This window comes from Rhizobium johnstonii 3841 (assembly GCF_000009265.1).
Classification (GTDB): domain Bacteria; phylum Pseudomonadota; class Alphaproteobacteria; order Rhizobiales; family Rhizobiaceae; genus Rhizobium; species Rhizobium acaciae.
The window spans coordinates 4567622-4587291 of sequence record NC_008380.1 but is presented as its reverse complement, the minus strand read 5'-3'; the positions used below and the strand labels follow the sequence as shown (position 1 = coordinate 4587291).

Below are 19670 nucleotides of genomic sequence, written 5' to 3'. Positions count from 1 at the left end.
TCTCAGTCAGTCCATCCAGCGCATCAGGCGGTAGAAGAGGTCTGCCGGAAGCAGCCGCTTCAGGAACATGCCCTGCTTAGCTGGAGTCGTTACAGGATAATGTGGCCTCGGATTTTTCGAGTTCAATGCGTGTTTCAACACGGAATAGACCGCTTCCGGGCCGAGTTTATGGCGGTTGACCGGCCCCGATCCGTCAAGTCTCGCCAATTGCCTGATATAATCGACCGCGTGCGGCGAATTTTCGAGGTCGATATGCTCCTTGATCTTTGCGAGCGCATTGGCGGTAAAGCGCGTGGCGATCGGTCCCGGCTCGATCAGGCTCACATGGATGCCGCTGCCCTGCAGCTCCATGCGCAGGGTGATGCTCAGGCCTTCGAGTGCGAATTTGGACGCGGTGTAGGCGCCGCGATAGCGATAGGGGACGACGCCGAGGATCGACGAGCATTGCACGATCCGCCCTTCGCCACGTTTGCGCATCGGCGGAATGACCTGCCGCGTTAGCTCATGCCAGCCGAAGAAATTCGCCTCGAACTGCGCGCGCAGCGTTGCCGTCGACAGATCCTCGACGGCGCCTGGCTGGCCGTAGGCGCCGTTATTGAAGAGTGCGTCGATGCGACCGCCGCTGCGTTCCAGAACCGCGCCGACCAGGTCGGAAATCGTCTCGGTCCTGGCATAGTCCATCAGGAAGGCTTCGATGCCGTCTGCTTCCAGCCCCTTGAGATCGTCCGGCTTGCGCACCGTCGCGAAGACACGCCAGCCATCTGCTTTCAGCGCCCGCGCGCAATGAGCGCCGATACCGGACGAACATCCGGTCACGACGATGGTGCGCTCTCCCGCCATGGAATGATTCCTGTACAAAATGGGACTCGTTTCCCATATTCGGCCAGAGGATACAATCTGGAAAGCCGGAGACGGAATGCCGAAGGTGCTGCGCACGATCTATGACGTGGTCTATGACGCGATCTGTCACATGGTCGAGGACGATGGCTTCGCCATGGCAAGCCATGTGGCGCTGTCGAGCCTGCTTGCGGTTTTCCCCTTCCTGATCTTCGGCACCGCGCTTGCAAGCTTCCTCGGCGCCGATCAATTTTCCTCGACTGCCATCCACCTGATCTTCGACACCTGGCCCGAGGCGATCGCCAAACCGCTCGCCGACCAGGTGCTGCAGGTGCTGACCATTCCCCGCGGCGGGCTGCTGACGATCTCGGTGCTGGCGGCGGCCTATTTCGCCTCGAACGGTGTCGAGGCGCTGCGCATTTCGCTCAATCGCGCCTATCGGGTGCAGGAAACGCGGGCCTGGTATTTCACCCGTCTCGCCAGCCTGGGCTATGTGCTGATCGCGGTCATCATCTTCACGGCGATCAGCATTCTGCTGGTCGCCCTGCCGCTGGCGCTCGATTATTCGAGGAAATGGTTTCCGCTGTTTGCCGATACGCTCGACATCGTCTTCAGCTGGCGCATCTACGGCACGCTGGTGGTTCTGACCGTCGGTCTGCTGGTCATGCATCTCTGGCTGCCGGCCGGCAAGCGGCGGGTCTTCGACGTCATTCCCGGGGTGCTGCTGACGCTGCTTCTCTGGCTCGCCGGTGCGCTGATCTTTGCCTATTATCTGGCGACCTTCGCCAATTATACGGCAACCTACGCCGGTCTCGCCTCCGTCATGATCGTGCTGATCTTCCTCTACATGGTCGGCGTCATCTTCATCATCGGGGCGGAGATCAATGCAGCGCTGATCAAGTTCCGTGTCTTCCGCATGTTCTCCCACACGCTGTCGATCGTCGGCAGAGAGCGTGTCGAAAGGCAATCAGAGCCCGACAAGGCGGCGAATATCCGCCCCTGACATGCCCTGGGCGCGCAATTCGCCAAGTCCGCTGTCGCCCTGGCTTTTCGAGAGCTTGCGGCCATCGGCGCCGAGAATGAGGCGGTGATGGTGATAGACCGGCTGCGGCAGACCGAGCAGCACCTGCAACAGCCGGTGCACCGATGTCGCGTGGAAGAGGTCGAGCCCGCGCACGACATGGGTGACGCCCTGCAGCGCATCGTCGACGACCACGGAAAGATGGTAGCTCGACGGCGCATCCGAGCGCGACAGGATGACGTCGCCCCAGACGTCGGGCTCGGCGGCGATCTCACCTGTCCTGCCATCGCCGGTTTCCGTCCAGAACAGCAGTTCGCCGATCAGGTCGAGCGCTTTGCGCATATCGAGCCGCCAGGCATGTTTCTTCCCCGAGGTCAGCATGTCCCGCCATTCGTCTGCCGGACGCTCGCGGTCATTTGCGGGATAATGCGGGGTGCCGTCGGGATCGCGCGGCCAGGGCTCACCCGCCGCCTCGTAGGCGACGACGCGCGCCTTCACCTCGCCGCGCGTCAGAAAGGCCGGATAGACCAGTCCGCGCTCGATCAGTGCGTGCAACGCCGCCTGATATTCGGGAAAATGTTCCGACTGACGCCGCACCGGGCTTTCCCAGCCGATATCAAGCCATTCGAGATCCCTGAGGATGCCGGCCTCGAACTCGGGCGTGCAGCGCGTCTGGTCGATATCCTCGATGCGCAGCAGCAGGCGCGCTTGTTCGGCCTGTGCCATGTCGCTGTTCAGAAGGGCCGAGAGGGCATGCCCGAGATGCAACGGTCCGTTGGGGCTCGGCGCAAAACGAAAGGCAGGTTTTTGACGCTCACTCGTGGTCATGCTTTCTTCTGCCATGGATTCGGCTTTTGAACCACTGCGAGGCAAAGTGCAGATCATCCGCAACGAAGACGATGTCAGGCAGGGGCTCGAAGCGCTGCTTCGCCTCGATCCGCGTCTTGCGCCGATCGTCGCGGAGGCCGGGGTCATTCCGCTCAGGCTGCGCGAACCCGGTTTTGCCGGTCTTGCCCATATCATCGTATCGCAGATGGTGTCGCGCGCCAGCGCCGAGGCGATCTGGCGGCGCATGCTGCCGGCGGACGGTTCGCTGACGGCCGAAGGTTACGCACTGCTTCACGCCGAGGCGTGGCGCGAATTCGGTCTGTCGCGCGCCAAGGCCGAGACGCTGTCGCGGATTGCCGAAGCGGTCACCTCCGGCCGTCTCGATCTCTCCGGGCTCTGCCTGAAGCCGCCGGGCGAGGCGCTTGGCGAACTCACCGCGCTGAAGGGTGTCGGGCCGTGGACGGCAGAGGTCTATCTGATGTTTTGCGGCGGCCATGCCGATGTTTTCCCGGCCGGCGATGTCGCGCTGCAGAATGCCGTCGGGACCGCATTCGGTCTTGCCGCACGGCCGCAGGCGAAGACGCTTGCTGAGCTTTCGGCAGTCTGGTCGCCGTGGCGCTCGGTAGCGGCACGGCTTTTCTGGGCCTACTACGCCACCAAGATGCGCCGTGACATGGTGCCGATCGGCTGATCGGCAACACTCTTCAAATTGCCTTTATCCTCTGAATTTATTGGACTTCACAATCCTGTAACAACCGGCCTAATATACAGGTGCAGATGCCGAATCGATCAGGAGAGTCCCTTGACGATTGCAGTCTCCCCACAGGCCCTGCCGGCGCTCGTCCTGAACGCTGACTACCGGCCACTGAGTTATTACCCCTTGTCGTTGTGGTCCTGGCAGGACGCGATCAAGGCGGTATTTCTCGACCGTGTGAACATCATTGCAGAATATGAACATTCGGTTTCCTCGCCGAGCTTTTCGATGCGGCTTCCGAGTGTCGTGTGCCTGAAGACTTACGTTCAGCCGTCCCGCAATCCCGCTTTCACCCGGTTCAATGTCTTCCTGCGCGACCGGTTCGAATGCCAGTATTGCGGCGCCCATGACGACCTGACCTTCGACCACGTCACCCCCCGCGCCCATGGCGGCGAGACGACCTGGGAGAATGTCGTGGCAGCCTGCTCGCCCTGCAATCTGCGCAAGGGCAGCAAGCTTCCGAAGCAGGCAGGCATGTTCCCGGCGCAGAAGCCCTACCAGCCGACGGTGCAGGATCTGCACAATAACGGCCGGCTGTTCCCGCCGAACTATCTGCATGAAAGCTGGCTCGATTATCTCTATTGGGATACCGAACTGCAGCCCTGATCGAACGGCCTGCTGCAGCGTTGCGCGTCCTTTCAGAGGCGCAAAGGACGCTGCAGCCCTTCGAATGCTGCATAATTTTATGAGGCGGCCTTGCGAACGCCGACAAAGGCGAAGGCTGCGAGCAGGATTCCGGCAATCACGTTCCAGCCCGCAAAAGACAGGCCGAGCACGCGCAGCGCCGCATCGGTGCAGGACGGGCCCTTGATGGTGTTGAGCTCACCGAGCAGATCGCCGGCATTGGTCGTCATGCTGCTTGCCGTCGTCGAGCAGGTGGCCGGGCCGGGCCAGAAATGCCATTCGACGCCAGCGTGATAGACCCCCATGCCCGCCGTCACCAGCATCAGCATGCCGGCGGCGAGAATGAGCGCGCGGGTGATCCAGTTCGGCAGGCCGACGAGCTCGGAGATTGCGGCCAGGATCGCGATCGGGATGGCGTAATAATAGGGCTGCCGCTGCAACAGGCAGAGCGCACAGGGAATATAGCCGCCGATATACTGGAAGCCGAGCGCCGTGCCGACAGCCGCCGCCATGCCGGTGGCGAGCAATATGGAATAGACAAAGCCGGGGCGGGCGAGCGGCGAGGCAGGGGCAGTCATGGCGGAACTCCGCGAAGTTTGGTCTAGTGAGCGAAAGAGCGGTAGCCGACATATAGCACGATCACCGTAGCGGCACCGATGCCAACGATTTGGCCGAGGCGCTTCTCGATGAAGTCACGGATCGGCTCGCCGTAGCGGCGCAGCAGCCAAGCGAGGAAGAGGAAACGCGCGCCGCGTGCAATAATCGCCGAAACAATGAAAAGGCCCAGATTGACGTGAATGACACCAGACAGAATCGTCACGATCTTGATCGGCGGCAGATGCGCAAGACCTGATGTGACAAGCAGCAGCAGGATCCATTCGTAGGTGACATAGGCCTTCATCTGCTCAAAGGCTTCGAGCTTGCCGTAGAATTCCAGAACCGGACGCGCCACCGTCTCATAGGCGTAAAAGCCGAGCGCCCAGCCGGCGATGCCGCCGAGTACGGAAGCGACGGTCGCGACCAGCGCGTAGCGATAGGAGCGTTCCGGCCTGGCAAGCGCCATCGGCAGGAACAGCACATCGGCGGGGACGAGAAAGACGGAGCTTTCGACGAAGGCGATGACGGCGAGCCAGATTTCGGCCGATTTGCGTGCGGCCAGAGACATGGTCCAGTCGTAAAGTCTGCGGAGCATTCCGTTTCCTTCCTGTTGCAGTGCAAAAGAGCTTTAGGGGCCGTGCGCGGCGCTGTAAATGCTCGCCTGTGTCCTTCGTGCCGCCGCTGTCAAAAAATTTTCGTGATGATGGGTGTCAGCGCCTCTCCCAAGATTTCACGGGATTGCGAATCGGCCATTCTGCGGCAAGCTGATTTAGGGTCGACGTGCAGGGTGGCATGAGAATGTTCAAAGTGATCGAAGGCGGCCGTGGGCAGGCCGTGCAAATGGATGACTGGTCCGAAGAGGGGCACGGACCAAGCAAAGAGGACGTGCGGCGGGAGGCTGCGCGACGGATCAGCGAGAGCGGTTATCATCTGTCCCGAATCCGGGAATTCGCGACCGGCGTGCCGATGCTGGCGTCTCTTAAATACCTGTCGCTGCAGATCGATTTCGCAGCCGAGACATTGTCGCGGCTCGATCCGATCCCGGAGGATTTCCGCTCCGATGGCTATTGGCCGGCGGGCTGAGGCAATCGCGCTAGAGCGGTTCAGCTTTTCAAGGAAACGCAGAATCGCTCTAACTTTTTGTTTTTACGCGATTCCGGACGGAAAACCGCTTCGCACTTTTCCTGGAATTGCTCTAGCGCGATTGCCGCTGACATGCGGTGATGTTTGCGTCAGGACAGATCCATCGACTTTTCCCGCTGCTGCCGCAGGACGTTCATTTCCGTCCGCTGCTGGGCCATTTCGCTGACGGCGGCGCGCAGATGTGGATGGTGCGACATGAACATGTTGAAGTCGCGCCGTTCGAGCACCTCGAACTGGCAGAAATCGACGGCGATGACGTCGGCGGTGCGCCGTCCGCCGGTCAGCAGCGCCATTTCTCCGAAGAAGGCGCCCGGCTCCAGGCGGATCGCGCCGCTGGCGAGCCGCACTTCCACCGCGCCCGAGGAGATGAAATACATGCTATCGCCCCGGTCACCGCGGCGGATGACGCGTTCGCCGGGCGGCGCGGATTTCGCTTTGAAGAGCAGCAGCAGCTCCTCCTGCGCGTCCTCGTCGACCTCGGAGAACAGCGGGAAAGTCTCGATCAGCTGCTGCATCTTCAGTTGATGCTGGCGCTCGCGCTCTTCGCCGAGCGCCCTGATCTTTTCCAGTTCTTTGCCGAGCGCCTTCTGATTGCTCCTGCCGTAACTTTCCCAGAGGGAGGGCCATGTCAAATGGATATACTTCTTCAGGCCGTCGGTTGCGAAGATCACGATCGGGTTGAGTGTGATCGACAGGATCGCGGCAGCGAGGATCAGATCCTGGCCCTCATGCGGCAGGAGCCCGAGTGAGACGCCGAGGCCGGCGAGGATGAAGGAAAATTCGCCGATCTGGGCGAGGCCGCCGGCCAATGTCAGTCCCATGCTGATCGGATATCTGAGCAGGATGACGATGAGGAAGGTGATGATGCCCTTGCCGAGGATGACGAGAGCCAGCGCGCCGATCACGGCCAGCGGCTGGCGCACCAGGATCGAGGGGTCGAAGAGCATGCCGACGGAGACGAAGAACAGCACGGAGAAAGCGTTCTGCAGCGGCAGCGAGTCGGCGGCCGCCCTGTGGCTGAGCTGGGATTCGCTCATGACGACGCCGGCGAAAAATGCGCCGAGTGCAAAGGAAACGCCGAAGATCGCCGCCGAGCCGAAGGCGATGCCGAGAGCGATCGCCAACACCGTCAGCGTAAAGAGTTCGCGCGAGCCGGTGCGGGCGATCATCGTCAGCAGCCAGGGCACGATGCGAGGACCGAGGAAGATCGCCATGGCGGCGAAGGCCACAACCTTCAGCAGCGTCAAGCCGATCGTCAGCGCCAGCGGCAGGTCGCCGAGGCCGTGATTGGTCGTAGTGCTGGCGTTGCCACCCAGAAGCTCTGCAAGCGCCGGCAGCAGCACCAGCGCCAGCACCATCACCAGGTCCTCGACGATCAGCCAGCCGACGGCGACGCGTCCGCTTGCGGCGTTGACGAGATTGCGCTCCTCCAGCGCCTTCAAGAGAACGACCGTGCTTGCCACCGATAGGCTGAGGCCGAGGACGATGCCGGCGCCGAGGCTCCAGCCCCAGAGTTTGCAAAGGCCGATGCCCAAGAGGGTCGCGAGGATAATCCGTCCGATCGCGCCAGGTACGGCGATGCCGCGCACGGCTAGCAGGTCGGAGGCGGAAAAATGCAGGCCGACGCCGAACATCAGAAGAATGACGCCCATCTCGGCGAGCTGGCCGGCAAGGGCGGTATCGGCGACGAAGCCCGGCGTGAACGGCCCCATCAGGATGCCCGCCATCAGGTAGCCGACGAGTGGCGGCAGCCGAAGCCGGTCGGCGCCATAGCCCAGGATCGCCGCGAAAACGAAACTGACGGCGACCGTCGCGATAAGTCCTACTTCCTGATGCACGTCCGCCCTCTCTTGTGATAGCGGCGGCCACTTTGGACGAAGCGCAAGCAAAATTAAACAGTTGATTTGGGAGATGGGCTACTGTTTGAAGCCTTCGTTCTCAGTCCTGGCCAGTGCGGCGCAGACGTCGTCCACGGCACGGTCGGGCCGTCACCGATGTTGGAACCACTTGCGTCTTGTCTCGTTGCCCTTTCATCAAGAAAGGAGAAACGACATGCGGAAGATCATCCTGAACTGTACTGTGGCGGCCCTTGCCGCCTGCTCGTTTGCAGCGCCTGTTCTTGCCGACAGCGTCTATGTCAGGGAGCGTTCCTATGACGACGGCTATCGCCACGAGCGGGTAAGACCCGGCATCACCATCAGCGAACGTGGCGTCACTTTCGGTGCTGTGCGCGAACGTGAGCACCGCCGCTACCGCGATAATGGCTGCGAAACCAGGAGCGTCACCCGACAAACCGACGAAGGCGAGGTCACCAGGACGGTCCGACGCTGCAATTAACGAAAAAATATGCGATAAGGACGAAGCCCGGTTCCGACGAGCCGGGTTTTCGCCTTTTGTGGCAAGAATATCTCAATGCGGTGGTGAAAGTCGTCTGTCGGTGTTATGAGCACGCCTTTGGTAAAAGCGCGTTCCCAGCGCAAACACCGCCCGCACAGGATCTTTTAGTATGATTGAGCTTACGCCGTCCCAGATCGCCGCACTTAAACTCGCCAGGGATGGAGACCTTTATCCTCAGCCAGCCAATAAATGGACGCATGAGAACGCGACTGTGACTTATGCAAAAACCGACCGGTGGAAAGAGCGGCCTCAGAAAATAAAGTCGGTCACTGCCAAGACGTTGGGCGAGTTGAAGGAGCCGGGTTTTCTGGAGAGGCGGCACCTGGATGACGACGCATCAAAAGACGTCTACGGCATCACGATGGCCGGCAAGATGTGGCTGCTAAAGAATAAATAAGCTTCGGTCAGATGCGAAATTCGTTCCGTGGGGTCATCGGCTCTTTGAACCAGGCTAGGCATTTGAGATGATGGTGCAGCTAACCGGAGCATTATAGAACCGGTCCGCCTTCGTTCCTGACGGAACTACGGCGCGACAGCCTCCGCTTAGCTGCTCTCTTCGGCTTGCCGAGCCGAAGCTCACAGAGCGTAGGCTGGTGCCCCATGCCGGAGTCGAACCAGCACTTCTTTCGAAACTCGATTTTGAGTCGAGCGCGTCTACCAATTCCGCCAATGGGGCAACGGATACGAACGGGCGGCTGTCTAACATGCGAGCACCCGCGCGCGCAAGACGGGCAAACGAAGTTATCGGACTGATCCGGTAGAGAGATCCGGCCTCGCTCGAGGCCGGATCCTGTCTGATATCAATGGGCGGTGGCCGGTGCCGGGCTGCTCAGGCCGGACTTCTTCAGCGTGATCGCCAGGATCGAGGCCAGCAGGCAAAAGGCGCCGGCGACGAAGAAGGCGGGCAGGTAGCTCGAAAGCTCCGTGCGCGAGAGGCCGGCGCCATAGGCGGCGGTCGCGGCTCCCAGCTGATGGCCGGCAAAGACCCAGCCGAAGACGAGGCCGACCTTTTCAGGGCCGAAGCGATCGGCGGCGATCTTGACGGTCGGCGGCACGGTGGCAATCCAGTCGAGGCCGTAGAAGACGGCAAAGATGGAGAGGCCGTAAAAGCTGAAATCGCTGAACGGCAGGTAGAGCAGCGAGAGGCCGCGCAGGCCGTAATACCAGAACAGCAGCCAGCGATTATCGAAGCGATCGGACAGCCAGCCGGAACCGATGGTGCCGAAGAAATCGAAGATGCCCATGACAGCCAGCACGCTTGCCGCGGCCACCGGCACGATGCCGAAATCGCCGCAAAGGGTGACGAAATGGGTCTGGATCAGGCCGTTGGTGCTGAGGCCGCAGATGAAGAAGGTGGCAAAGAGGATCCAGAAGGTCGAGGTCTTCGAGATTTCCCTGAGGACGGTGATCGGCGTCATCAGCGCGACGCCAAGCGAGGTGCTTGCCGGCGGCGGCGTTACCTGCGTTTCGCCGAAGGAGGGCAGGTTGAGGTCGGCCGGGCGGTCGCGCATGAAAGCCAGCACGGCAAGGGCTGCGACCATGATCATGGCGCAGACGAAAAACACCGTCGAGCGCCAGCCGTAGCGTTCCGTCAGCTCCGCCATCAGCGGCAGGAAGACGAGCTGGCCTGTCGCCGAGCTTGCCGAGAGCATGCCGACGACGAGGCCGCGGTGCTTGGTAAACCAGCGGGAAGAGACGGTCGCGGCGAGCACCATCGCCGTCAGACCAGTGCCGAAGCCGACGACGATGCCCCAGAGCAGCAGCAACTGCCACAGCGTCATCATGAACAGCGAACCGACGAAGCCCGCGCCAATCAGCGCTAAGGCGAAGACGATGACCTTGCGCACGCCGAAATAATTCATGAAGGCGGCGGCGAACGGACCCATGAAGCCGAACAGGATCAGGCGGATCGCAAGGGCCGAGGAAATCTGCGAGGTCTCCCAGCCGAACTCGTCCTGCAGCGGCTTGATGAGCACGCCAGGTGCGCCCATGGCGCCGGCAGTGACCAGCATGGTGAGGAAGGTCGCGGCAACGACGACCCAGCCATAATGGATGTTGCGCCGGGCAAGGGTGGAGGCGAGGGCTGTGGAAACCATGGGCAAGATTCCGTTTAAATTCAGGTTCTGGAAGATACTGGACCGATTTACATGATGGCCATCATATTTCTTGCGTATTGATGATGGACGTCATATATTTTGTCAAGCGACTATTTCTGGAGACGACAAATGCGGGTCAGCCGCGAAAAATTTGCCGAAAACCGCGAAAAGATCCTGAGCGTTGCCGGCGTGCTTTTCCGCGAAAACGGCTTCGACGGGGTCGGCGTCGCCGACATCATGAAGGCGGCCGGGCTGACGCATGGCGGCTTCTACGGTCATTTCGGTTCGAAGGACGACCTGGCGCTTGAGGTCAGCCGCAAGCTGATCGACAAGGTCGAAACGCGCTGGAAAGAACATATCGCCGAATCGCCGGACCGGCCGCTGGCAGCGCTTCTCGATCACTATATCCACTGGCGCACGGTTGACGATCCGGGCGGCAGCTGTGTCTTCGCAACGCTGATCCAGGAAGTCAGCCGCAGCCGCGGCGCAGTCCGCGCGGTCTTCAGCGACGGGCTGTCCGTGCTGGTCGATACGCTCGCCGATATCGTTCCCGGCGAAACCGAAGAGGAGCGCCGCGCCAATGCGACGACGACACTCTCATCGATGATGGGTGCCGTCATTCTTGCCCGCGCGGTCGAGGACAGGGCGCTTGCCGAGCAGTTTCTGGTGACGATGCGCCGGCAGCTCGATCCTGAAAGCCAGACATAATCTCAGTCGCGAAAGGCCATGGTTTCGATCTCCCTCTCCAGGTGGAGAGGGATCTATCTTGCATGTGCCTGAGGACCGAGAAGCCAGCGGCTACTTGAAGCCGGCGATGGCGTGCGGGATGTAGGGTGCCTCCAGTGCCGCGATTTCCTCGGCGGTAAGCTTGACCGAGAGCGAGGCAACGGCGTCCGTGAGGTGGTTCGGCTTGGACGCGCCGATAATCGGGGCGGTCACCGCACTCTTCTGCAGGATCCAGGCGGTTGCGACCTGGGCGCGGGAGATGTTGCGGGCCTTGGCGATTTCGGCCACGGCCCCGACGATCTTGCGGTCGGCATCGATGGACTGGGTGTAGAGCGTCTTGCCGAATTCGTCGGTTTCGCTGCGTGCCGTCGTCTCGTCCCAGTCGCGGGTCAGGCGGCCACGGGCAAGCGGGCTCCAGGGGATGACGGCGATCTTCTGATCCTCGCAGAGCGGCAGCATTTCGCGCTCTTCCTCACGGTAGAGCAGGTTCAGGTGGTCCTGCATGCTGACGAATTCGGTCCAGCCGTTCAGCCTGGAGACGTAAAGCGCCTTGGCGAATTGCCAGGCATACATGGAGGATGCGCCGATATAACGCGCCTTGCCCGATTTGACGACGTCGTGCAGCGCTTCCAGCGTTTCCTCGATCGGCGTCGTGTAGTCGAAGCGGTGGATCTGGTAGAGATCCACGTAATCGGTGCCGAGGCGACGCAGACTGTTGTCGATCTCGTCGAAGATCGCCTTGCGCGACAGGCCGGCGCCGTTCGGGCCCGGCCGCATGCGGTTGAACACCTTGGTCGCCAGCACGATGTCCTCGCGCTTGGCGAAATCTTTTATGGCCCGGCCGACGATCTCCTCTGATGAACCATTGGAATAGGTGTTGGCGGTGTCGAGGAAATTGATGCCGAGGTCGATCGCCTGCTTGATCATCGTCCGGCTTTCTTCTTCCCGCAGGCTCCAGGCGTGATTGCCGCGGCCGGGATCGCCGAAGGTCATGCAGCCCAAGCAGATCTTCGACACTTCGAGACCGGTCTTGCCAAATTTTTCGTATTCCATGAAACGACTCCGTGATGAATTGGATGACCCCAGGCGGCTTTCCATGATTTAGCGCGAGATGGCCAAAGTCGCAGGGCGGCAAATGAAGAATCTATGCTGCATGCGCACAATGATCCGTGATCGAGACTTCTGAAGCCGCGATCATCGCTGTCGATTCCGGCTGCAGCTTGCACATCCGCGCCGCAAGATGTTAGCTGATGCAGCATTTTTACCGGAATCCGACCATGCAACTGCCGTCCCACGATCGCCATGACGATCTCTATCGCGATTTCTCCTGGCGGATTCCGGAGGATTTCAATATCGGCCGCGCCGTCAGTGACGACTGGGCCGCGAGGGATCCCGAGCGCGTCTGCCTTGAGCATTTCAGCCCGGACGGCGATCACCGCGTGATGACCTATCGCGCGCTCGCCGACCGTTCCTCGGCATTCGCAAATGCGCTCGTTTCACTTGATGTCAAACGCGGCGATCGCGTCGCGCTGCTATTGCCACAATCCTTCGAAACGGTGATCGCACATGTGGCGATCTACAAGGCCGGCGCGATCGCGCTGCCACTGGCGCTGCTCTTCGGCGTCGAGGCGCTGGAATACCGGCTGAAGGCGGCAGGTGCCGCGGCCGTCGTCACCAATGGCTTCGGTCTCGAACGCATCCGGCAGATCCGCGGACGCCTGCCGGCGTTGAAGCATATCGTCAGCATTGATGGGGCGAGTGCCGATGCGACTGCTTTCGCCGAACTGGTGGATGGCCATCCCTCTGTCTTCGACATCGCCAAAACCGGTCCGGATGATCCGGCGCTGATGATCTTCACGTCGGGAACGACGGGGCCACCCAAAGGCGCGTTGCATGGCCACCGCGTCCTGCCCGGCCATATTCCGGGCATGCAGTTCGCCCATGAGGGTTTTCCGCGGCCGGGCGACAAGGTTTGGACGCCGTCCGACTGGGCCTGGGCCGGCGGGTTGCTCAACGCGTTGCTGCCGAGCCTTCTGCTCGGTGTTCCCGTCGTTTCGTCGCCGGCGCAGAAATTCGATGCCGGCATGGCCTATCGCATCATGGCCGAAATGAAGGTGCGCAATGCCTTCATTCCGCCAACGGCGCTAAGGCTAATGAGATCTGTGTCCGATCCGCGCTCGAAATATGATCTGGCGCTGCGCACCATCGGCTCGGCCGGGGAGGCGCTTGGGCGCGAGACCTATGAATGGGCGCGGCATACGCTCGGCATCACCGTCAACGAATTCTACGGCCAGACGGAGTGCAATTTCGTGCTTGCGTCGAGTGCTGCCTATGGCGTCACCAAAGCGGGCGCCATCGGGCGGGCGGTGCCCGGGCATCGCGTCGCGATCGTCAGCGAGACGGGCGACGAGTTGCCCGTCGGCGAACCGGGCCAGATCGCCATCGCCAGTCCCGATCCTGTCATGTTCCTCGGCTACTGGGACGACATGGCCGCGACGGAACGAAAATTCGTCAAAGGCTGGCTGCTCACCGGCGATATCGGCCGGCAGGACGCCGAGGGCTATATTACCTTCGACGGACGCGATGACGACGTCATCACCTCGTCGGGATATCGCATCGGCCCCGCCGAGATCGAGGACTGCCTGATCGGCCATCCCGCCGTGCAGCTTGCCGCCGCCGTCGGCAAACCCGATGCCGTGCGCACCGAGATCGTCAAGGCCTATATCGTGCTTTCACCAGGCCATCATCCGAGCGAGGCGCTGGCTGCCGACATCAGGGAATGGGTGAAGACGCGGCTTTCAATGCACGAATATCCGCGCGAAGTGGAATTCATCGATGCATTGCCGCTGACCACCACCGGCAAGGTGATCCGCCGGCTGCTGCGCGAAAGGGCTGCCAGCGAGGGATAGATCACTTCCGGAGGCAAAACCCCGCGCATTTTGCTGGAGTTGCTTAGCCCCGGCCGGCAAGCGACATGATTTTTTCGCGCAGCATCTTCGCCATATTGCGGGTGCTGCGGTACATGTGGAGCTGGGCGGTGACCTGGCGCATGTCGCGGTCGCTGTTCTGCGTCAGGCCGATCACCAGCGTTCCCATCTCCTCGCGCTCCTGCCAGAAGCGGCTCATGATCGGATGATCCGAGACGGCGCAGGAATCGGAGCGGACGATATTGGCGTCGTCGAGATGCCATTCGGTGAGTTCGCTCATCAGCAGCTTGCCCGGCGAATAGCGGGCATAGTTTTCGTCGTAGGCGGTTTTCCAGGTATAGGCCTCGCCGCCCATCATCAGCACGACGATGGCGGCGATCGCCTTGCCGTTGAGATCGATCGTATGAATACGCACGGCATCGACGGCGGCAAGGTTCGACACCGCCTCGCGGGCGAAGGCCGTGTGATAACGATCGGTGACGAGAGCGCTTCGCCGCTTGCCCTTCCAGCCGCCGGCTTCCATCGCCAGGAACTCCTCGAAGCGGATATGGATTTCGCGCGGTTGCCGGGCGACGGTATAGACCGCTGTTCCCTGTTCCTCCAGCAGCCGCCACTGGCGGCGCATCTCGCGCATATGCGAGGAGGAGATGGTTTTGCCGAGATAGGCCGGCGCCTCTTCCTCGCTCTGCAGCATCGGGCGCAAATAGGGATTGGTGACGGTGACGGGAAGATTGCGGCTGAGCGCCACGGCCTTGACCATGCGCACGAAGATGCCGTTCAGCCTGAGATCCGGCAGAACCAATATGCCGGGCAGATTGAGATCACGCGCGGTCAGCCCCTCGAAGAGGTTGTCTAGGGTTTCGGCGGCATCCTCGCCATCAACGAGCGGCGTGCCAAGCGGACCGAAACTGTTCGACCAGCCGCGGATGATCGACGGGCCGACGGCAAAGCCCGGCTTGTCGACCGAAAACGGCAAGAGGAAGCGCATGCGGCTGCGACCGGCATTGTGGTCGCGGATCAGGGCGAAGTTCACCTGCCGGTCTTCGAGCCGCGGCATGGCGGGGGCGAGGAAACGGCCGGAGAAAAAGACGTTCGGTTCCATTGCCCGGTTGGAAAGGAAATCGAGCTCATCCTGAAGCTCATAGCCGAGCTTGCCCGGATAGAGGCAGAGCTCGCGTCCCGGCCGGCCGATCTCGGCGCGAGCCTCGGCCTGCGGCGCTTCGAAATGTAGTGCCGCGAGATCATGCACCATGCGGTTTGCGGCGCTGTCGGTGCTTTCGGTAACGGGGGGAACACGCACCATCTATCGAACTCTCATTTCTGGCGTTGCGGCGGAGGGGCTGGCGAAGGCGAAAAGAACGATGCCGAGCGTGCGGCGCACGGCGACATGCAGGAGGATTGCCTCGACTGCCATGGCGGAGGCCGTGGCGATCGCTGTGCCTTCGATGCCGTAATGCGGGATCAAAGCGAGGTTGAGGCCGACATTGGCCGTCAGTGCGCCGGCATAGAGCGCGACGCAGAGGTTCTGCTTGCCAGCCATCATCAGCAGCGTTTCGGCCGGGCCGACCAGCGATTTGGCGAGGATGCCGGCGAGTAGGATCGCCATGACCAGATAACCTGATGTGAAGGCGCCGCCGAAGAGCGACAGCAGCAGATGACCGGCCGCAAGCACGACAAGGCCGACCCCGAGCGCCGGCCAGAAGGTCCAGCGGGCGGCGTCGATGGCAGCGGCTGCCAGCAGGGCGTGGTCGCCTTCGGCAATGATCGAGGAAAAGCGCGGGCCGGAGGCCGCCTTGACCGAGAAATTGATGAAATGCACCAGCGCCATTGTCTTGGCGGCGGCGAAGTAGATGGCGACGTCATGCGGCTCGAGGAAGATGCCGACGACGACGACGTCGGAATTGGTGAGCAGGAAGCTCACGCCCTCGATCAGGAAAATCGGGAAGGCGACGCTGAACCAGGCGAGGAAATCGACCTTGCGCGGGCCGTCGTCATAATGCCGGCGAAGGCGGTAGAGCGTTGCGGCATACTGGCCGAGAGCGGTGACGAAGGTCGCAACGAGTGCTGCCTGCATCGCCGTGACGGCCGTGTGTTCGGCGCCGATGGCAATCGCGATCAGCATGAAGAGGATGATCAGGATCGGGCGGACGATATAGACGGGGCTCAGCGCCATCACCGGCCAATGGTTCGCCCGTGACGTGCCTTCGAGAATATCGCCGAGCGCGATCATCGGCATGGCGAGCAGGCCGATGAAGATCGGGACGAGATAATAGACCTGGATCATATCGCCGAAGAAATGCAGCCCAAGCATGCCGGCTGCGAGCACCGCCGTGCCTGATAGCAGCGCAAAGATGCGCGCTGCGCCGGTCAGGCCGCGGATTTCCTCGAAAGCGCCCGCCGCCCTGTATTGCGGCAGGAAGCGGACGATCGCGGTGTGGAAACCGAGGCATGAGAGATCGCCGAAGACGACGACCAGCACCCAGACGAAAACGAAGATACCGTATTCATATTCGCCCATCAGCCGGGCGAGCACGATCTGGGAGACGAAGGCGAGCGCGGCGCTGAGGACACGGATCGAAAAGGCCGTCAGCGCCATGCGCTGGGCGGCCGCCCTCTCACCGCGTTCGGTGAGCACGGCAGCAAGCAAACGCAGCGTGCGACCGCCGATCGGGCGCAGGCCCGCGGGCAGCATCTTCTCCGCTGTTTCTATGACCGCCATGATGAACACGCAAAACTCTGAGGTCAGGCAAATCGCCCCTGAAGTCTTGACAGAACAGGGTTAAGAAACGGTTCCGGATCGGGTCTGCCGTCCAACGCTGAAATTCAGACTTTCCGGCGTTGCCGCAGAAAAGAAAATGCCGCCCGGAGGCGGCATTTTCGCGGATCTTTGCGGGCTTGCCTCAGACCTGTTCGAAGGCGCCGTGGCAGTGCTTGTATTTCTTGCCGGAGCCGCAAGGGCAGGTCTCGTTGCGGCCGACCTTGCCCCAGGTGGCCGGGTCATCCGGGTTGCGGTTTTCAGGAGAAACGATGACTTCCGACGCCTGGTAGATCGCCGGGGCGAAATCGTCCTCGCCGGTGGTCGGATCCAGGTGATGGGCCTGCATCAGCGGCGGTTCAGGCTCGGCAGGGGCCTGCTGCACCAGTTCGACGCGCATCAGCTGGGCGGTGACGGCCTCGCGCAGATTGTTGAGTAGCGCGGTGAAGAGCTCGAAGGCCTCCGACTTGTATTCCTGCAGCGGATCGCGCTGGGCATAGCCGCGGAAGCCGATGACGGAGCGCAGATGGTCGAGGTTGACGATGTGCTCGCGCCAGAGATGATCGAGCGTCTGCATGACGATCGAGCGTTCGACATAATGCATGATGTCGTCGCCGAAACGCTCGGCCTTTTCCGTGAAGGCCGCATTGGCGGCTTCCGTCAGGCGCTCGCGGATGTCGTCCTCGCCGATGCCTTCCTCCTTCACCCAGTCCTCGACCGGCAGGTCGAGGTTGAGGATGTTCAAAGCGCCGGTCTTCAGGCCGGCGGCATCCCATTGTTCGGCATAGGCGCGCTCTGGGATATGCTTTTCGACCATGTCCTCGATCACCTCACGACGCATGTCGGAAACGGTCTCGGAAATATTGGTCGATTCCATCAGTTCGAGGCGCTGCTCGAAGACCACCTTGCGCTGATCGTTGAGAACGTCGTCATACTTCAGGAGGTTCTTGCGGATGTCGAAGTTGCGGGCTTCGACCTTCTTCTGGGCGCGCTCCAGGGCCTTGTTGATCCAGGGATGGACGATCGCCTCGCCCTCCTTGAGGCCGAGCTTGGTCAGCATGCTGTCCATGCGGTCGGAGCCGAAGATGCGCATCAGGTCGTCCTGAAGCGACAGGTAGAACTTCGAGCGGCCAGGGTCGCCCTGACGGCCGGAGCGGCCGCGCAGCTGGTTGTCGATGCGGCGGCTTTCATGGCGTTCGGTGGCGATGACGTAGAGACCGCCGGCGTCGAGCGCCTTCTGCTTGAGTTCCTTGATCTCCTCGATGATCGCCTGGATCCGGGCGTCACGCTCCGGACCGGCTTCGACTTCGCCGAGCTCGCGCTCGATGCGCATGTCGAGGTTGCCGCCGAGCTGGATGTCGGTGCCGCGGCCGGCCATGTTGGTGGCGATGGTGATGGCACCCGGCACGCCGGCCTGGGCGACGATATAGGCTTCCTGCTCGTGGTAGCGGGCGTTCAGCACCTTGAAGTCGTCGAAGCCCTGCTTGCGCAGGCGCTCCGCGAGCAGTTCCGATTTCTCGATCGAGGTGGTGCCGACCAGCACCGGCTGACCGCGCTTGTGGGCGTCGAGGATCTCCTCGATGATCGCCTTGAACTTCTCGTCGAAGGTCCGGTAAACCTCGTCGTCCTCGTCGAGGCGCTTGATCGGCAGGTTGGTCGGGACCTCGATGACATCGAGATTGTAGATATTGGCGAATTCTTCCGCTTCCGTCTGCGCCGTACCGGTCATGCCGGCGAGCTTGTCGTACATGCGGAAGTAGTTCTGGAAGGTGATGGAGGCCAGCGTCTGGTTTTCCGGCTGGATCTGCACCTTTTCCTTGGCTTCGAGCGCCTGGTGCTGGCCTTCCGAATAGCGGCGGCCCGGCATCATGCGGCCGGTGAACTCGTCGATGATGACGACTTCGTCGTTGCGGACGATATAGTCCTTGTCGCGCTGGAAGAGCTTGTGGGCCTTCAGCGCGTTGTTGACATGATGGACGATCGCAACGTTCTCGATGTCGTAGAGCGCGTTGCCCTTCAGGAGGCCGGCCTGGCGGAGCAGGTTTTCCAGCTTCTCGGTGCCCTCTTCGGAGAAGTTGGCCGAGCGCTGCTTCTCGTCGATCTCGTAATCGCTCGGCACCAGCAGCGGAATGTAGGCGTCGATCGTATTATAGAGTTCGGAGCGGTCGTCGAGCGGACCGGAGATGATCAGCGGCGTGCGCGCCTCGTCGACGAGGATCGAGTCCACTTCGTCGACGATTGCGAAGTTGTGGCCGCGCTGGACCATCTGGTTCTTCTCATACTTCATGTTATCGCGCAGATAATCGAAGCCGAGTTCGTTGTTGGTGGCGTAGGTGATGTCGCAGGCATAGGCCGCGTGGCGTTCCTCGTCGGAAAGGCCGTGGACGATGACGCCGGTGGTCATGCCGAGGAAGCCGTAAACGCGGCCCATGGTGGCGGCATCGCGCTGGGCGAGGTAATCGTTGACGGTGACGACGTGCACGCCCTTGCCGGAAAGCGCGTTCAGATAGACCGGCAAGGTGGCGACGAGGGTCTTGCCTTCGCCGGTCTTCATCTCGGCGATCGCATTCGAATGCAGGATCATGCCGCCGACCAGCTGTACGTCAAAAGGTCGCAGGCCGAGAACGCGGCGCGAGGCTTCGCGCACGACGGCAAAGGCCGGGATCAGAATGTCGTCGAGCGTCTTGCCCTCGGCGAGCAGGGCGCGAAACTCCACGGTCTTTGCCGCGAGCTGCTCGTCCGTCAGGGCCTTCGTCTTCTCTTCGATAGAGTTGATGGCAGTGACGTTCGGCTGGTAGGACCGCACGCGGCGGTCGTTGGAAGACCCAAATAACTTGCGGGCTATACCGCCAAAGCTGACCATATGACTGGCCCTTTCTCAATATTCATCCCCGGCGTTTCTTGTCCGCGGCCCAGCCGAAAATCAGGCGCGCGCCTTAAAACGCCCGGAAACTGTTCTGGACGC

At 61.6% G+C, this 19670-nt stretch carries 18 protein-coding genes and 1 tRNA gene; 8 read left to right on the top strand and 11 right to left on the bottom strand.

What is annotated here, in order from left to right:
- Nucleotides 1–6 precede the first annotated feature (6 nt).
- A complete protein-coding gene (locus RL_RS22255) occupies nt 7–840 on the bottom strand; it encodes an SDR family oxidoreductase (protein ID WP_011653704.1) in 834 nt (277 codons plus the stop codon).
- 76 nt (nt 841–916) lie between these two features.
- On the opposite strand from RL_RS22255, the gene RL_RS22250 reads away from it, so the two are divergent.
- Entirely contained in the window at nt 917–1840 is a 924-nt protein-coding gene (locus RL_RS22250; protein WP_003543284.1) for a YihY/virulence factor BrkB family protein, read from the top strand.
- Here the strand turns inward: RL_RS22250 and gluQRS are convergent.
- Nucleotides 1805–2686: a tRNA glutamyl-Q(34) synthetase GluQRS gene (gene gluQRS, locus RL_RS22245; RefSeq protein WP_028744079.1), complete on the bottom strand. Its 882-nt coding sequence runs from the start codon at nt 2684–2686 to the stop codon at nt 1805–1807. The two genes, RL_RS22250 and gluQRS, sit on opposite strands and share 36 nt — an antisense overlap.
- Here gluQRS and RL_RS22240 point away from each other — a divergent pair.
- Together RL_RS22240 and RL_RS22235 are read left to right on the top strand one after the other, a co-directional pair.
- Nucleotides 2685–3377 (top strand): DNA-3-methyladenine glycosylase family protein, encoded by a 693-nt coding sequence (locus tag RL_RS22240; RefSeq protein WP_028744080.1) that lies wholly within the window; start codon nt 2685–2687, stop codon nt 3375–3377. The genes gluQRS and RL_RS22240 overlap by 2 nt on opposite strands.
- 111 nt (nt 3378–3488) lie before the next feature.
- Nucleotides 3489–4046 carry an HNH endonuclease gene (locus RL_RS22235; protein ID WP_011653702.1) on the top strand — a complete coding sequence of 186 codons (558 nt, stop codon included), beginning with the start codon at nt 3489–3491 and terminating at the stop codon, nt 4044–4046.
- Between the two features lie 77 nt (nt 4047–4123).
- Here the strand turns inward: RL_RS22235 and RL_RS22230 are convergent, their stop codons facing one another.
- On the bottom strand, nt 4124–4642 hold the full coding sequence (locus tag RL_RS22230; protein ID WP_011653701.1) for a disulfide bond formation protein B: 519 nt from the start codon (nt 4640–4642) through the stop codon (nt 4124–4126).
- Nucleotides 4643–4665: 23 nt separating this feature from the next.
- Nucleotides 4666–5256 (bottom strand): YqaA family protein, encoded by a 591-nt coding sequence (locus RL_RS22225; protein WP_003543275.1) that lies wholly within the window; start codon nt 5254–5256, stop codon nt 4666–4668.
- 197 nt (nt 5257–5453) lie between these two features.
- Between RL_RS22225 and RL_RS22220 the strand changes: the two genes are divergently transcribed.
- Nucleotides 5454–5744, top strand: a complete 291-nt coding sequence (locus RL_RS22220) for a hypothetical protein (protein ID WP_032993603.1) — start codon at nt 5454–5456, stop codon at nt 5742–5744.
- 149 nt (nt 5745–5893) lie between these two features.
- Here the strand turns inward: RL_RS22220 and RL_RS22215 are convergent, their stop codons facing one another.
- Nucleotides 5894–7642: a cation:proton antiporter gene (locus RL_RS22215; RefSeq protein ID WP_011653699.1), complete on the bottom strand. Its 1749-nt coding sequence runs from the start codon at nt 7640–7642 to the stop codon at nt 5894–5896.
- 214 nt (nt 7643–7856) lie between these two features.
- Between RL_RS22215 and RL_RS22210 the strand changes: the two genes are divergently transcribed.
- Nucleotides 7857–8141: a hypothetical protein gene (locus RL_RS22210; RefSeq protein WP_003543270.1), complete on the top strand. Its 285-nt coding sequence runs from the start codon at nt 7857–7859 to the stop codon at nt 8139–8141.
- A 169-nt stretch (nt 8142–8310) separates the two neighbouring features.
- Complete coding sequence (locus tag RL_RS22205; RefSeq protein ID WP_003543268.1) at nt 8311–8598, top strand: hypothetical protein; 288 nt, start codon at nt 8311–8313, stop codon at nt 8596–8598.
- Between the two features lie 194 nt (nt 8599–8792).
- Here the strand turns inward: RL_RS22205 and RL_RS22200 are convergent.
- Both RL_RS22200 and RL_RS22195 read right to left on the bottom strand, forming a co-directional pair.
- Nucleotides 8793–8877: transfer RNA gene (locus RL_RS22200), tRNA-Leu, on the bottom strand.
- A gap of 124 nt (nt 8878–9001) precedes the next feature.
- Nucleotides 9002–10297 (bottom strand): MFS transporter, encoded by a 1296-nt coding sequence (locus RL_RS22195; RefSeq protein ID WP_011653697.1) that lies wholly within the window; start codon nt 10295–10297, stop codon nt 9002–9004.
- Between the two features lie 129 nt (nt 10298–10426).
- On the opposite strand from RL_RS22195, the gene RL_RS22190 reads away from it, so the two are divergent.
- Nucleotides 10427–11005 carry a TetR/AcrR family transcriptional regulator gene (locus tag RL_RS22190; RefSeq protein ID WP_011653696.1) on the top strand — a complete coding sequence of 193 codons (579 nt, stop codon included), beginning with the start codon at nt 10427–10429 and terminating at the stop codon, nt 11003–11005.
- 90 nt (nt 11006–11095) lie between these two features.
- On the opposite strand, the gene RL_RS22185 is transcribed toward RL_RS22190, so the two are convergent.
- On the bottom strand, nt 11096–12076 hold the full coding sequence (locus RL_RS22185; RefSeq protein WP_011653695.1) for an aldo/keto reductase: 981 nt from the start codon (nt 12074–12076) through the stop codon (nt 11096–11098).
- Between the two features lie 224 nt (nt 12077–12300).
- Between RL_RS22185 and RL_RS22180 the strand changes: the two genes are divergently transcribed.
- Nucleotides 12301–13932 carry an AMP-binding protein gene (locus RL_RS22180; protein WP_011653694.1) on the top strand — a complete coding sequence of 544 codons (1632 nt, stop codon included), beginning with the start codon at nt 12301–12303 and terminating at the stop codon, nt 13930–13932.
- A gap of 43 nt (nt 13933–13975) precedes the next feature.
- Here the strand turns inward: RL_RS22180 and RL_RS22175 are convergent, their stop codons facing one another.
- The 3 genes from RL_RS22175 to secA all read right to left on the bottom strand — a co-directional run bounded on the left by RL_RS22175 (nt 13976) and on the right by secA (nt 19568).
- On the bottom strand, nt 13976–15253 hold the full coding sequence (locus RL_RS22175; protein WP_028744084.1) for a GNAT family N-acetyltransferase: 1278 nt from the start codon (nt 15251–15253) through the stop codon (nt 13976–13978).
- Nucleotides 15254–16669: a lipopolysaccharide biosynthesis protein gene (locus RL_RS22170; RefSeq protein WP_032993606.1), complete on the bottom strand. Its 1416-nt coding sequence runs from the start codon at nt 16667–16669 to the stop codon at nt 15254–15256. It lies immediately after the preceding gene.
- 181 nt (nt 16670–16850) lie between these two features.
- A complete protein-coding gene (gene secA / locus RL_RS22165) occupies nt 16851–19568 on the bottom strand; it encodes a preprotein translocase subunit SecA (protein ID WP_011653691.1) in 2718 nt (905 codons plus the stop codon).
- Nucleotides 19569–19670: the final 102 nt, after the last annotated feature.

Excerpts from the sequence above, each read along its gene's own strand:
- RL_RS22255 (WP_011653704.1), bottom strand. The coding sequence starts at position 840 with ATGGCGGGAGAGCGCACCATCGTCGTGACCGGATGTTCGTCCGGTATC.
- RL_RS22250 (WP_003543284.1), top strand. The coding sequence starts at position 917 with ATGCCGAAGGTGCTGCGCACGATCTATGACGTGGTCTATGACGCGATC.
- RL_RS22240 (WP_028744080.1), top strand. The coding sequence starts at position 2,685 with ATGCTTTCTTCTGCCATGGATTCGGCTTTTGAACCACTGCGAGGCAAA.
- gluQRS (WP_028744079.1), bottom strand. The coding sequence starts at position 2,686 with ATGACCACGAGTGAGCGTCAAAAACCTGCCTTTCGTTTTGCGCCGAGC.
- RL_RS22230 (WP_011653701.1), bottom strand. The coding sequence starts at position 4,642 with ATGACTGCCCCTGCCTCGCCGCTCGCCCGCCCCGGCTTTGTCTATTCC.
- RL_RS22225 (WP_003543275.1), bottom strand. The coding sequence starts at position 5,256 with ATGCTCCGCAGACTTTACGACTGGACCATGTCTCTGGCCGCACGCAAA.
- RL_RS22220 (WP_032993603.1), top strand. The coding sequence starts at position 5,454 with ATGAGAATGTTCAAAGTGATCGAAGGCGGCCGTGGGCAGGCCGTGCAA.
- RL_RS22210 (WP_003543270.1), top strand. The coding sequence starts at position 7,857 with ATGCGGAAGATCATCCTGAACTGTACTGTGGCGGCCCTTGCCGCCTGC.
- RL_RS22205 (WP_003543268.1), top strand. The coding sequence starts at position 8,311 with ATGATTGAGCTTACGCCGTCCCAGATCGCCGCACTTAAACTCGCCAGG.
- RL_RS22195 (WP_011653697.1), bottom strand. The coding sequence starts at position 10,297 with ATGGTTTCCACAGCCCTCGCCTCCACCCTTGCCCGGCGCAACATCCAT.
- RL_RS22190 (WP_011653696.1), top strand. The coding sequence starts at position 10,427 with ATGCGGGTCAGCCGCGAAAAATTTGCCGAAAACCGCGAAAAGATCCTG.
- RL_RS22185 (WP_011653695.1), bottom strand. The coding sequence starts at position 12,076 with ATGGAATACGAAAAATTTGGCAAGACCGGTCTCGAAGTGTCGAAGATC.
- RL_RS22180 (WP_011653694.1), top strand. The coding sequence starts at position 12,301 with ATGCAACTGCCGTCCCACGATCGCCATGACGATCTCTATCGCGATTTC.
- RL_RS22175 (WP_028744084.1), bottom strand. The coding sequence starts at position 15,253 with ATGGTGCGTGTTCCCCCCGTTACCGAAAGCACCGACAGCGCCGCAAAC.
- RL_RS22170 (WP_032993606.1), bottom strand. The coding sequence starts at position 16,669 with ATGGCGGTCATAGAAACAGCGGAGAAGATGCTGCCCGCGGGCCTGCGC.
- secA (WP_011653691.1), bottom strand. The coding sequence starts at position 19,568 with ATGGTCAGCTTTGGCGGTATAGCCCGCAAGTTATTTGGGTCTTCCAAC.